Genomic DNA, 13,916 nt, shown 5'->3' with positions numbered 1-13,916 from the left:
ATTCAGCACCACAGCGTGTTTTAACAATAAGAAAACAAGGACTTTTCATGATCATCCAACCACGTCGTTTTAAACCTTTGACCGCCGGTTCCTTGCTGCTGTTGTCCGTTGCGGCAAACGCGCAGTACGCCGAGACCGGTCAGTTGGGCAACCCCGCCAGTTGGCGCTCCGCCGAATTCCAGAGCGATTGGGGCCTGGATCGTATGAAGGCTAATGAAGCCTACGCTGCCGGCATCACCGGCAGCGGGGTGAAGATCGGCGCCCTGGACTCGGGCTTCGACCCCAACCATCCTGAAGCGTCGAAGGACCGTTATCACGCCGTCACCGCCACGGGCACTTACGTCAATGGCAGCCCGTTCAGCACCACCGGCGCACTCAACCCCAACAACGACTCCCACGGCACCCACGTCACCGGCACCATGGGCGCGGCCCGTGACGGCGTCGGCATGCACGGCGTGGCGTACAACGCACAGATCTACGTCGGTAATACCAACGCCAACGACAGCTTTCTGTTTGGTCCGACCCCGGACCCCAAGTACTTCAAAGCGGTGTACAGCGCGCTGGTAGATTCGGGCGTGCGTGCGATCAACAACAGTTGGGGCAGCCAGCCCAAGGACGTCAGCTACCAGACATTGGGCGACCTGCATGCCGCTTATGCCCAGCACTACAACCAGGGCACCTGGCTGGATTCCGCCGCCGACGTGGCCAAGGCTGGCGTGATCAACGTGTTCAGCGCCGGCAACAGCGGCTACGCGAATGCCAGCGTGCGCTCGGCACTGCCGTATTTCCAACCGGAGCTGGAAGGCCATTGGCTGGCGGTATCGGGCCTGGACAAGGCCAATAACCAGAAATACAACCAGTGCGGCATCGCCAAGTATTGGTGCATTTCCACGCCGGGCGCGCTGATCAACAGCACCGTTCCGGATGGCGGTTATGGGGTTAAATCCGGCACCTCAATGTCGGCGCCCCATGCCACTGGCGCCTTGGCGCTGGTGATGGAGCGCTACCCGTACATGAACAACGAGCAGGCGTTGCAGGTGCTGCTGACTACCGCCACACAGCTGGATGGATCAATCACTGATGCGCCGAACACCAAGGTCGGCTGGGGCGTGCCGGACTTGGGCCGGGCGATGCATGGGCCTGGGCAACTGCTGGGGCCAACGGATTACACCCTGGCGGCCGGGCAGGGCGATGTGTGGAGCAACGCAATCTCCGACAAGGCGCTGATTCAGCGTCAACCCGAAGACAGCGCCGAACACGCGGCCTGGCAGCAGACCTTGAAAGACAAGGGTTGGGAAAATGGCGTCGGAGCCAACGCCAGTCAGCAGGACAAGACCGATTACGCCGTCGGTAGCGCACGGGACGCCGCTGCCGCCCAGCGTATTTATCAGGGTAGCCTGATCAAGTCGGGCGCGGGAACGCTGGTGCTTACCGGCGACAACACTTATCGCGGCGCCACCACGGTCAACGGTGGATTGCTGGCGGTAAACGGCTCGCTGACTTCGGCCGTTACGGTCAACGACAGCGGCACCCTGGGCGGCTCCGGCCGCATCGCATCGCTGACCGCCAACAGCGGCGGCACCGTGGCACCGGGCAACTCGGTGGGCACCTTGCAGGTAGCGGGTGACGTCAACCTCGCGGCGGGTTCCACCTATGCGGTGGAACTGACGCCAACCAGCAGCGACCGCATTGTCGCCGACGGCAAGGCCGTACTGGGCGGCGGCACCGTGACCCTGGCGCTGGAGAACAGCCCGACCTTGCTCAGCCAGACCGAAGCCCAAAGCCTGATCGGCCGGCAATACAACATCCTCCAGGCCGCAGGCGGGATACAAGGGCAGTTTGGTGCGGTACTGCCCAACTACCTGTTCCTCGGCGGCACCCTCAACTACGCCGCCAACGCCGTGCAACTGGACATCGGCCGCAACGGCGCCAGTTTCGCCAGCGTCGGCGCGACTCGCAATCAGCGCAACGTGGCCGCAGCTGCCGAGCAATTGGGCGCGGGCAACCCGGTGTATGAAAGCGTGCTGCGTTCGGATTCGGTAGCGTCGGCGCAGCAGGGCTTCCAGCAGTTGTCCGGGGAAATCTACCCGGCGATCGGCGCGGTGCTGATCAATGACAGCCGTCACTTGCGGGATGCGGTGGGCGAGCGCCTGCGCCATACGCCGGTAACGGGTGAGAGCAACGTCTGGGTCAAGGCCCTGGGCGCCTGGGGCAAGACCGACAGCCGCAGCGAAACTGCCGGCTACACCAGCTCCATCGGCGGCATGCTCGCGGGTGTCGACGGTGCGCTGGACGAACAGACGCGCATCGGCCTGGTGGCAGGCTACAGCGACAGCTCCTTGAGTATGGGCAGCGGCACGCATTCGTCGGCGTCCATCGACAGCTATCACCTCGGCGCTTACGCCGGGCATGAGTTGGGCAACTGGCGCTTGAGTGTCGGTGGTGCTTACAGCTGGCATCGCGGCGACGTCAAACGGGACTTGCAGTACGGCGAAGTCAGCGGCAAGCAGAAGACCAAGTTGGATGCCCGTAGCGCCCAACTCTTCACCGAGGCCGCCTACCGCTTGAACCTGCAAGCCCTGGCCCTGGAACCCTTCGCCAACCTGGCGTATGTGCACCTGGACAGCGACAGCTTCCATGAAAAAGGTGATGCCGCCGCCCTTGAGCGCGGTAGCGATCGCCGCGACGCGGTACTGAGCACCCTGGGCCTGCGTGCCCTGAAAACCTTCAACCTCAATAACCATCAACAATTGGACGTATCCGGTTCGTTGGGCTGGCAGCACAGCTTGAGTGCCGTCGAGTCCGAAGAGCACCTGGCGTTTGTTGCCGGTGGTCCGTCGTTCGCGGTTGAAAGTTCGCCATTGCTGCGCGATGCCGCCTTGGTGGGCGTGCAGGCTAGCCTGGCGTTGAGCAAAACCACACGGGTCAACCTGGATTACAACGGCCAATTGGGTGGCCGGGAGAAGAATCAGGGCGTGGGCTTGAGCCTGAACTGGCAGTTCTGAACCTGAGCCACAGATCAAATGTGGGAGGGCTTGTGTGGGAGCGGGCTTGCTCGCGAAAGCGGTGTAACAGGTAGCACATCTGATACTGATCCACCGCCTTCGCGAGCAAGCCCGCTCCCACATTTGGCCGCCAGTGTTCGAAAGAGAAGTGATTCACCACAAATGCAATAAAAAACTAAGGAAGGTCACCGTGAACGTAAAAAACCGAGGGTTACACACCGCCCCGTCAACAGGCCCGGGCTACCCGCTCAAGGCCTTGAGCTGCGTGCCATACGGCGCGCTGCTGTGTTGCCTGGCAAGCCTGGGTACCGCCCAGGCCGCACCCTACGTTGAAACCGGAAAATTGGGCGACGCCGCCAGTTGGCGCAGCAATGAATTCAAGGCCGACTGGGGCCTGGGCGCGGTGCATGCGGATACGGCCTATGCCGCCGGCTACACCGGCAAGGGCGTCAAGCTGGGGATCTTCGACCAGCCGGTGTATGCCCCACATCCGGAGTTCAACAGCCCCAACAAGGTGGTGACGATTGTCACCGAAGGCATCCGCCAATACACCGACCCGTATATCCCGGTGAAGGCCGGCGATGCTTTCCGTTATGACGGCACGCCGTCCCTGGGTTCCAATGGCAAGCTGGGCAACCACGGCACTCACGTCGGTGGTATCGCGGCGGGTAACCGTGACGGTGGCCCGATGCATGGCGTAGCGTTCAACGCGCAGATCATCAGTGCCGAAAACGGTGACCCGGGCCCGGAAGACGGGATCATCCTCGGTAACGACGGTGCGGTATACAAAGCGGGCTGGGATGCCCTGGTGGCTAGCGGTGCGCGGATCGTCAACAACAGTTGGGGCATCGGTATCGGTGATCAGTACGCCAAGGGCGGTCGGGATCCAGCCTTCCCCAACTTCACGGTCAATGAGGCCCAGGCACAGTTCAATAATATCCGGCCGATCCTTGGCACCATTGCCGGCGGGGCTTACCAAGGCGCCATCGACACAGCCCGCAGTGGTGTGCTGACCATCTTCGCCGCCGGCAACGACTACAACCGCAACAACCCGGATGCCATGTCGGGCCTGGCGTATTTTGTGCCGGACATCGCACCTAACTGGCTATCGGTGGCGGCCTTGCAACAGAACCCCGACACCGCCAGCAGCGACCCCTATGTGATCAGCACCTTCTCCTCGCGTTGCGGTTATGCCGCCAGCTTCTGTGTCTCGGCGCCCGGTACAAAAATCTACAGCTCGGTGTTCAACGGCACGACGTTAGAGAACATGAAGCAGGAGTGGGAAAACAAAAATGGCACCTCCATGGCGGCACCTCATGTGGCCGGTGCCGCAGCGGTGTTGATGGAGCGGTTCCCGTACATGAGCGGCGACCAGATCTCCACGATCCTGAAAACCACGGCTACTGACCTCGGTGCCCCCGGCATCGATTCGCTGTACGGCTGGGGCATGATCAACCTGGGCAAAGCGGTAAACGGCCCAGGCATGTTTATCACCGCCGAGGATATTCCGGCCGAGTTCCGTATCGATGGCGGCTATGGCAGCGGCCAGTTTGTTGCGGACTTGCCAGGGATTGGCGCCGTGGTGGACGCCGGCAAACCAACCCAGCGAGTGTGCAATGACGTGCATTGCGGCCTGGACGTATGGAGCAACAATATCTCCGGTCACGGCGGGCTGACCAAGCAAGGGATTGGTGCCCTGGTGCTGACCGGCGCCAACACCTACAGCGGTCCGACCCTGGTCAAACAAGGTTTGCTGGCGATCAATGGCTCGGTCACCTCTGACGTCACTGTCAGCAACAGCGGTGTGGTCGGTGGCTCCGGTCGTATCGGCTCGCTGGCAGCCAAAAGCGGCGGCACCGTGGCACCAGGCAACTCCATCGGTACCTTGAACGTGGCCGGGGATGTGAGCTTCGATGCAGGCTCGACTTATGCCGTGGAGCTGTCATCCACCAGCAGTGATCGCATCGTCGCGGGCGGCAAGGCTACCCTCAACGGCGGTACGGTGACTTTGGCCCTGGAAAACAGCCCGACTTTGCTCAGCCAGACTGAAGCCCAGAGCTTGATCGGTCGCCAATACAACATTCTCCAGGCCGCTGGCGGCGTTACGGGCAGCTTCGGTTCGGTGTTGCCTAACTACCTGTTTCTGGGTGGCACGCTGAATTACGCCGCCAACGGTGTGCAGTTGAACGTAGGCCGCAATGGCAACAGCTTCGCCAGCGTCGCGGCCACCGACAACCAGCGCTCGGTGGCTGCTGCCGCCGAGCAATTGGGTGCCGGCAATGGTGTTTATGAAAGCCTGCTGTCAGCGCCGAACGCGGCGTCGGCGCAAGGGGCCTTCCAACAGTTGACCGGGGAGATCTACCCAGCCCTGGAAACCGCGTTGATCAATGACAGCCGCTACCTGCGCGAAGCCGTGGGTGAACGCTTGCAGCAAGGTGAAATGGGCACCTCCACCCAAACCATCGACACCCGTGGCAACGTCTGGGTCAAGGCCCTGGGTGCCTGGGGCAAGACCAACAGCGGCAGTGAGACGGCGGGCTACACCACGTCCATCGGCGGCATGCTGGCAGGTGTGGACGGCGCGTTGGATGACAACACCCGAATCGGTCTGGTGGGCGGTTACAGCGACACGTCGCTGAACATGGGCGACGGCACGCACTCCCGTGCTTCGGTGGACAGCTACCACCTCGGCGCCTATGCCGGGCATGAAATCGGCGCGTTGCGCCTGACCGGTGGTGCGACTTATAGCTGGCACCGTGCCGATGTGAAGCGCGAACTGCAATACGGCGAAGTGTCCGGCAAGCAGAAAGCCAAGGTCGATGCCCACACCACTCAAGTGTTCACCGAAGCGGCCTATCGCCTGAACCTGCAACCGCTGGCCCTGGAGCCGTTCGCCAACCTGGCTTACGTGCACCTGGACATGGATGGTTTCACCGAGAAGGGTGATGCTGCCGCGCTCAAGGGTGGGGATGACAGCCGTGACGTAGTGTTGAGCACCCTCGGTATGCGGGCGCTGAAAACCTTCAACGTGAACGATCACCAGCAACTTGAGGTGTCTGGCACGTTGGGTTGGCAGCACAACCTGAGTGGCACCGACTCCGAGCGGCACCTGGCCTTTGCATCAAACAGCACGGCGTTCTCGGTCGAGAGTTCGCCGATGGTGCGTGATGCGGCATTGGTAGGGGCTCGAGTCAGCCTGGCGCTGACCAAAGATGCACGGGTGAACTTTGATTACAACGGCCTGCTGGCCAGCAGGGAGAAAATCCACGGGGTGGGGTTGAGTCTGGATTGGGCATTCTGATCCATCCTTGACCTGTAGGAGCTGTCGAGCCCCGGCGAGGCTGCGAAAAAGCAGTCTGGCCGTGACGACGCCATCGCGGCCTCGCTGGGGCTCGACGGCTCCCACATTTGATCTTCACAGCCCGGGTATTTTCCAACAGTAGATTTGCCAGTTTTAGCTTTCTCGAAAATTCCAACAAAAGAGAGGCAATACCATGGGTGTCTATGACTACAAAAACCTCGGGACCGAGGACTCCAAAGCACTGTTCGCCGATGCCATGGCGATCACGTTGTATTCCTACCACAACCTGGACAACGGCTTTGCCGTTGGATATCAACACAACGGCCTGGGCCTTGGACTACCAGCCACCGTGGTGCAGGCGCTGATCGGCAGCACCAACTCCCAGGGCATAATTCCGGGAATTCCCTGGAACCCCGATTCGGAAAAAGCCGCCCTCGACGCGGTGCAAAAGGCCGGTTGGACGCCCATCAGCGCCAGCACCTTGGGCTATGACGGCAAGGTCGACGCCCGCGGGACGTTCTTTGGCGAAAAAGCGGGCTACACCACCGCGCAGGCGGAGGTGCTGGGCAAATACGACGATGCCGGAAAGTTGCTGGAAATCGGCATTGCCTTTCGCGGCACATCGGGGCCACGGGAGACACTGATCACCGACTCCATCGGTGACCTGGTCAACGACCTGCTATCAGCCTTCGGGCCCAAGGACTATGCGAAAAACTACTCGGGCGAAGCCTTCGGCACCTTGCTCCAGGACGTCGCAGCCTACGCCGGCAGCCAAGGCCTGACAGGCAAGGACGTGCTCGTCAGCGGCCACAGCCTTGGGGGCATTGCCGTCAATAGCATGGCCGACCTGAGCAACGATAAATGGTCGGGGTTCTACAAGGACGCCAACTACCTGGCTTACGCTTCACCGACCCAAAGCCCCAGCGACAAGGTGCTGAACGTCGGCTATGAACAGGACCCGGTGTACCGCGCCCTGGATGGCTCGTCGTTCAACCTGTCGTCCCTGGGGGTGCATGACACGCCCCACGAATCGACTGCCGATAACATCGTCAGCTTCAACGATTACTACGCGTCGGCACTGTGGAATGTGCTGCCGTTTTCTATCGTCAACCTCCCGACCTGGGTGACGCATCTACCGACGGGTTATGGCGACGGCATGACGCGTATCCTGGAGTCCAAGTTCTACGACCTGACCACCCGGGACTCGACGATTATCGTTGCCAACCTGTCGGATCCGGCGAAGGCCGACACCTGGGTGCAGGACCTCAACCGCAACGCCGAAGCCCACAAAGGCAGCACCTTTATCATCGGCAGCGACGGCGCCGACCTGATTCAAGGCGGCAGTGGCAACGACTACCTGGAAGGGCGCGCCGGCAATGACACCTTCCGCGACAGTGGCGGCTACAACATCATCCTTGGTGGCTCGGGCCACAACACTCTGGACTTGCAGCAGTCGCTGAAAAACGTCGACGTTGCCAACGATGGCGCAGGGACTCTGTACGTCCGCGACAGCCACGGCGGCATCAGCATGACCCAGGACATCGGTGCGCTGGTGAGCAAGGAAAGCTACCTGTTTTTCTTCAACAAGGACGTTACCCATAGCGTCACCGACAAAGGCCTGCTGGCGGGCAAGGACCTCACAGCCTACGCCTCATCGGTCAAGGGCGATGCAGGCGACAACGTGCTCAAGGCGCATGCCGGCGGTGACTGGTTGTTCGGCCTGGATGGCAATGATCACCTGATCGGCGGCAAGGGTAACGATGTATTCGTGGGCGGCGCCGGCAATGATCTGATGGAGGCGGGCGGCGGCAAGAATACCTTCTTGTTCACCGGCCAGTTTGGCCAGGACAAGATCATCGGTTACCAGGCGACGGATAAACTGGTGTTCATGGGTGTGGACGGCGTGGGTGGGCACTATGACGTGCGCGACCATGCCACGGCAGTGGGGGCCGATACGGTGCTTAGCTTCGGTGGGGATTCGGTGACGCTGGTGGGAGTAGGGCTTAACAGCCTGTCGGCGGACGGGATTGCCATTAGCTGAGTTGTAGCCGCTGCCGAAGTATGAGGCTGCGATGGGCTGCGAAGCGGCCCCAGAGGGCGGTCCTGCGGACCGCATCGCAGCCTCGTACCTCGGCAGCGGCTACAGATTTGGGGTTACTATTTTTCCTTGATAACCGTCGCTACATCCGCAGCCTTGACCCGTACACGCTTGCCGGCGATGTCGGTGAACTCGTAGAAACCATCGGCGGTCTTGGCGTTCGGTGTGTCTTTGGTCAGGTACTGGGTACCGTTCTGCAAGGTCACGACGGTCTGCGTCGAGCAACCGGCCAATACCAGGAAAGTGAGCACAACCAGTGGTCGACCCAAGCTCTTCATGTTCATAACCCTTACCTTAAATCTTCAAAAATCCTACGCCTGAAGCGACTTAGGACCACAAATATTACGCCATCGCCCACCATCTGATCACTTTTATGCAAAAAGTTGCGTGCGCCACTGATCTATTACCGATTGCAACAGCCGACGGGAGGCGGCAATCTGTATGCATAACCAGTATTTGTTCAAGTGCCCTGAATGCCCGATCCCCTGGAAAATCCCTTCTATTATCTGCATAACTTCCGGCAAGTGCTCGACTGGCTGGGGCAGCGTTACGCCGATTTGCTGGACGGTGACGAACAGCATTTCATTCAGCAATTTGACAGGTTGCCGCAAGCATCCCAGGCGTTGCTGGTGCGCATGGTGATGCGCAAAGGGGTGCATTTCCGGGCGAGCAAACTCAATTATGACGAAATCGGTCCGACGCAAGAGGCGGTCGTGCCCTTACTGGAACTGGGCTGGGTGGATGAGCACGGCCTGCTGCCTTTTGAAGAGCTGTTCTCGTTGTTGCAAAAAGGCGAAGTCCTGACGGCGTTCAAACCCTGGATCGATCAACCCAAGGGCAAGAAGACCGATTGGTTACCCGAGTTGGCGGCGCAGTTCGCTGAAAGCCGCAGCTTCCAGCAGTGGTGCCCACAGGTTGAAGACTCGCTCTACAGCCTCACGGTCATGGACCTCTGCGACCGCCTGCGGCTGATATTTTTCGGCAACCTGTACCAGGATTGGTCGGAGTTCGTACTCGCGGATCTGGGGATCTATACCTACGAAAAAGTCGAGTTCTGCGCCGAATCCCGTGGGTTGCGTAGCCGTGACGACATTCAGGGGTTCCTGTTCCTGCATCAATGCCAACAGGCCTTTGAGGCTGGGGAGGCGCTGAGCGCCGTGCTCGAGCAGATCGCGACCTTGAACACCGACAACCCTTGGCTGGAAAAGCGCCGGGGCAAGCTGTTGTTCCAGGCCGGCCAGCATTGCGAGCGCATGGCCGAACTGACCCTGGCCGAAGGTATTTACCGAGGGTGCACCTACCCGGGCGCGCGGGCACGGTTGATTCGGGTTCTGGAACGCCAGGAAGACTTTTCCCAGGCACTGACGCTGGCATGCACCGCCCACCATGCACCGGAAAGCGCCGCCGAACAGCAACACCTGTTACGGGTCTTGCCGAGGCTAAGGCGCAAGCTGGGTGAGCCGGCACAGCCCAAGCCCAAGGCTAGGGAAACCCAGCGTCTGGACCTTGAACTGCCGTTCCCGGAGCCTCTTATATCGGTGGAATACTGCGTCCAGGCGCACTTGAGTGAACACGACGCGCCGGTGCATTACGTCGAGAACAGCCTGATCAATTCACTGTTTGGCCTGTTGTGCTGGCCGGCGATTTTCGCGCCGTTGCCGGGGTCGTTCTTCCACCCGTTCCAGCGCGGCCCGGCGGATCTGCACAGTGAGGACTTCCATCAGCGGCGTAGCGAACTGTTCAGCGCCTGCCTGGATGAACTGCAGGACGAGCGCTATAAAACCACCATCCGCCAGCGCTACGCCGAGAAATGGGGTATTCAGTCACCGTTTGTGTTCTGGAGCGTGTTGACGGATGGACTCCTCGACCAGGCCCTCGACTGTCTGCCCGCCGAGCATCTGCGTCACTGGTTTGAGCGTCTGCTGCTGGACATTCGTGCCAACCGCGCCGGTATGCCGGACCTGATCCAATTCTGGCCCGAGCAAAAGACCTACCGCATGATCGAAGTCAAAGGCCCCGGCGATCGCTTGCAGGACAACCAACTGCGCTGGCTGGAGTTCTGCGGCGAGCACCAGATGCCGGTGACGGTCTGCTACGTACGCTGGGCGGAGCAGGGGGCTTGAGTTACACCGTGGCGGTGCGTGCGCTGTGCGAATTCACGGCTAAAGTCGGCGATCTTGACCTGCGGTTTACCCCGTCACCCAGTGCCCAGGAAGGTATCGTCGGCCACCGTACGGTGGCCTCACGGCGTAGTGCTCACTACCAGAACGAGGTAGCGCTGGAGGGCGAGTATCAGCAACTGAAAGTCAGGGGCAGGGCAGACGGCTATGATCCGGACCGTAACCAACTTGAAGAGGTAAAGACCTACCGTGGCGACCTCGATGCCCAACCGGACAATCACCGACAATTGCATTGGGCTCAGGTCAAGGTCTATGGCTGGTTGATGTGCCAGAAGCTGGGCCTTGCCGAGATTGTCCTGGCGTTGGTGTACTTCGATATCGTCGGCGAGCAGGAAACCCTGTTGAGTCACCGCTTTCAGGCCGGCGATCTGGAGCAGTTCTTCAACCAGCAGTGCGCGCTGTTTCTTGGCTGGGCTGAACAGGAGATGCGTCAACGAGAAGCGCGCAACACAGCGGCTCAAGCCCTGGCTTTCCCCCATGTCGAATTTCGCGGCGGCCAACGTTCCCTTGCCGAATCGGTATACAAGGCGGCCAGCACCGGACGTTGCCTGATGGCCCAGGCGCCCACCGGTATCGGCAAGACCGTCGGCACCATCTTCCCGATGCTCAAGGCCCTGGCCCCTCAACAACTGGACAAGGTGTTTTTTCTCACCGCGAAAACCCCAGGCCGCAAGCTGGCGCTGGATGCATCGCAAGTCTTATATGACAGCCGCCCTGATCTTCCCCTGCGGGTCCTTGAACTGGTAGCCCGGGACAAAGCCTGCGAACACCTGGACAAGGCCTGCCATGGCGACTCCTGCCCGCTGGCCAAGGGTTTTTATGATCGCCTTCCGGCCGCTCGGGAAGCCGCGTCCAAGGTACGTTTACTCGACCAGCGCAACCTGCGGGAAGTGGCCCTGGCGCATCAGGTATGCCCTTATTACCTGAGTCAGGAAATGGCGCGCTGGGCCGACATGGTGGTCGCCGACTACAACTACTACTTCGATTTTGGCGCCATGCTGTTTGGCCTGGCGCAGCTTAACCAATGGCGAGTCGCGGTGTTGGTGGATGAAGCCCATAACCTGGTGGAGCGTGGCCGCTCGATGTACAGCGCCGGTCTCGACCAGTACGCGCTCAAGACCTTGCGCGATATAGCCCCCGAAGCGCTGAAGAAATCCCTGCAACGCTTGAACCGCGAATGGAACGCCCTGCACAAGGAGCAGATTGCGCCTTACCAGGCCTACCCTGACAAACCGGACAAGTTGCTGCAGGCCCTGGCCCTGTGTACCAGCGCCATGGGTGACTATTTCAACGAGCATCCCGAAAGCCTCAGTGGTGAATTGCAAACCTTCTACTTCGAAGCCTTGCAGTTTTCCAAAGTGGCGGAGCTGTTCAACGAACACTTCATCTTCGACATCAGTAAGCGCGAACTCAGCGGCAAGCGCAGTTCCTCTCAACTGTGCCTGCGCAACGTGGTGCCTGCCGAATTTATTCGTCCGCGCTTGACGGCAGCCCGTAGCAGCGTGCTGTTTTCCGCCACCTTGAGCCCCCGGCATTACTACGCCGACTTGCTCGGGCTACCGGCGGATACCGCCTGGATCGACGTTGAATCACCGTTCAAGGCCGAACAATTGCAGGTGCGCATCGTCAACCAGATTTCCACCCGGTTTGTCCATCGCCAGGCCTCTCTGGCGCCGATAGTCGAGCTGATTGCCGCACAGTTTTCGCAGCAGCCCGGCAATTACCTGGCGTTCTTCAGCAGCTTCGATTACCTGCAACAGGTGGCTCAATTACTGGCCGAGCGGTATCCGCGCATACCGTTATGGCAACAATCTCGTGGCATGAGTGAAACCGAGCGCCAGGGCTTTCTCGATCAGTTCACCCAGCACAGCCAAGGCATTGGCTTTGCAGTACTGGGCGGGGCGTTTGGCGAAGGTATCGACTTACCGGGCACGCGCTTGATCGGCGCCTTTATCGCCACCTTGGGCCTGCCACAACTGAACCCGGTCAACGAGCAGATGAAGCTACGCATGGGTGCGATCTTCGGTGGCGGTTATGACTACACCTATCTCTACCCTGGCATCCAGAAAGTCGTGCAAGCGGCGGGCAGGGTGATCCGCAGCCAACATGACCGTGGGGTGCTAATGTTGATCGACGATCGCTTCGGCGAGTCGCGGGTCAGGCACCTGTTGCCGCGTTGGTGGGCGATCGACTAGGGCCACGCCACACCCGCTCGACGCTGAACCTTGAGCACCTACGTAAGGAGCCGATTGATGAGCGAAATCCAGCACCAGCAAGTGGCGGTCAACGGCATTGATCTAAGCCTGTACATCGCTGGCCCCGAGAGCGGCCGTCCGGTATGGCTGCTCCATGGTTTCCCCGAGTGCTGGCATTCCTGGCGAGAACAGATTCCTGCACTGGCGGCCGCCGGGTATCGGGTGTTTGTTCCTGAGATGCGCGGTTATGGGCAGAGCAGCGCGCCGCCTGATATCGCCGACTATGAGCTGTTGACCTTATGCGCCGATATCCAGAGCACCATGGACCTGTTCGGGCATCGTGATGTGGTCATGGTCGGCCACGACTGGGGCGCTGTGGTGGCTTGGCACCTGGCGTTGCTGGAGCCTGCGCGTATCACCGCCCTGGTCACGATGTCGGTGCCTTATGCCGGACGAGCCAAGCGGCCGGTGATCGAGATCATGCGGCAGCTGTATGCCGACCGGTTCAACTACATCCTGTACTTCCAGGAGCCCGGCGTGGCGGAACAAGAGTTGGACGCGGATATCGAGCGCACCCTGCGGCTATTCATGCAGGACCAGGACGTATTCCTGCAGCAAAAGCCGGCTACCGCTACGCTGCTCGAAGGCGTTGCACTGCCGCAAGCACTGCCGCAGTGGTGCAGTCAGCGGGAACTGGATGTTTACGTGAAAACCCTTGCTGGCGGTGGCTTTCGCGGGCCACTGAACTGGTATCGCAACTTTGAGTGCAATTGGCAGCACACCGAGCGTCTTGCGGGAAAACAGGTACTACAACCGACCTTGTTTCTGATCGGTGACCGCGACCCGGTGGGCATATTTGAGGCTCACACGCTCAAGCGTATGCCTGAGGTGGTACCGAATCTACAGCAGGCGGTGCTGGCCAATTGTGGTCACTGGATTCAGAACGAGCAGGGGCCGAAGGTCAACGAGCTGTTGCTTGGGTTCTTAGGTCCAGCCCTTTCAAGGTCTTTGAGAACGCAGCCAAATACGCTTGAAATACCCCGCTCAGGCCAGTGAAGATCAACGGTGGAAGCTGTCGAGCTTTAGCGAGGCTGCGATGACGTCGGCATAGCCAACATTGATGTTGCCTGACCCACC

7 protein-coding genes are annotated in these 13,916 nt (G+C 60.4%); 6 read left to right on the top strand and 1 reads right to left on the bottom strand.

Annotated features, from left to right (window positions below; genetic code table 11):
• Positions 1 to 47 precede the first annotated feature (47 nt).
• The 3 genes from HKK55_RS10465 to HKK55_RS10455 all read left to right on the top strand — a co-directional run bounded on the left by HKK55_RS10465 (position 48) and on the right by HKK55_RS10455 (position 8,347).
• Positions 48 to 3,005, top strand: coding sequence for an autotransporter serine protease (locus HKK55_RS10465; protein WP_169354591.1), 2,958 nt, complete (start codon positions 48 to 50; stop codon positions 3,003 to 3,005).
• A 190-nt stretch (positions 3,006 to 3,195) separates the two neighbouring features.
• Complete coding sequence (locus HKK55_RS10460) at positions 3,196 to 6,306, top strand: autotransporter domain-containing protein (protein WP_169354590.1); 3,111 nt, start codon at positions 3,196 to 3,198, stop codon at positions 6,304 to 6,306.
• A 193-nt stretch (positions 6,307 to 6,499) separates the two neighbouring features.
• Positions 6,500 to 8,347: a polyurethanase gene (locus HKK55_RS10455; protein ID WP_169354589.1), complete on the top strand. Its 1,848-nt coding sequence runs from the start codon at positions 6,500 to 6,502 to the stop codon at positions 8,345 to 8,347.
• Positions 8,348 to 8,463: 116 nt separating this feature from the next.
• On the opposite strand, the gene HKK55_RS10450 is transcribed toward HKK55_RS10455, so the two are convergent.
• Positions 8,464 to 8,688, bottom strand: a complete 225-nt coding sequence (locus HKK55_RS10450) for a YgdI/YgdR family lipoprotein (protein ID WP_169354588.1) — start codon at positions 8,686 to 8,688, stop codon at positions 8,464 to 8,466.
• 189 nt (positions 8,689 to 8,877) lie between these two features.
• Between HKK55_RS10450 and HKK55_RS10445 the strand changes: the two genes are divergently transcribed.
• Genes HKK55_RS10445 through HKK55_RS10435 form a run of 3 tightly spaced genes read left to right on the top strand, consistent with a single transcriptional unit; the run spans position 8,878 to position 13,835 of the window.
• Positions 8,878 to 10,527, top strand: a complete 1,650-nt coding sequence (locus HKK55_RS10445) for a VRR-NUC domain-containing protein (RefSeq protein WP_169354587.1) — start codon at positions 8,878 to 8,880, stop codon at positions 10,525 to 10,527.
• Complete coding sequence (locus tag HKK55_RS10440; protein WP_169354586.1) at positions 10,524 to 12,779, top strand: ATP-dependent DNA helicase; 2,256 nt, start codon at positions 10,524 to 10,526, stop codon at positions 12,777 to 12,779. Before HKK55_RS10445 ends, HKK55_RS10440 begins: the two co-directional genes overlap by 4 nt.
• 57 nt (positions 12,780 to 12,836) lie before the next feature.
• The gene (locus HKK55_RS10435; RefSeq protein WP_169354585.1) at positions 12,837 to 13,835 is read left to right on the top strand and encodes an alpha/beta fold hydrolase; all 999 of its coding nucleotides are present in this window, start codon (positions 12,837 to 12,839) and stop codon (positions 13,833 to 13,835) included.
• Positions 13,836 to 13,916 lie beyond the last annotated feature (81 nt).

Origin of the sequence: Pseudomonas sp. ADAK18 (genome assembly GCF_012935695.1) — a bacterium.
GTDB lineage: Bacteria > Pseudomonadota > Gammaproteobacteria > Pseudomonadales > Pseudomonadaceae > Aquipseudomonas.
This window is presented reverse-complemented; position numbering and strand designations above follow the sequence as displayed.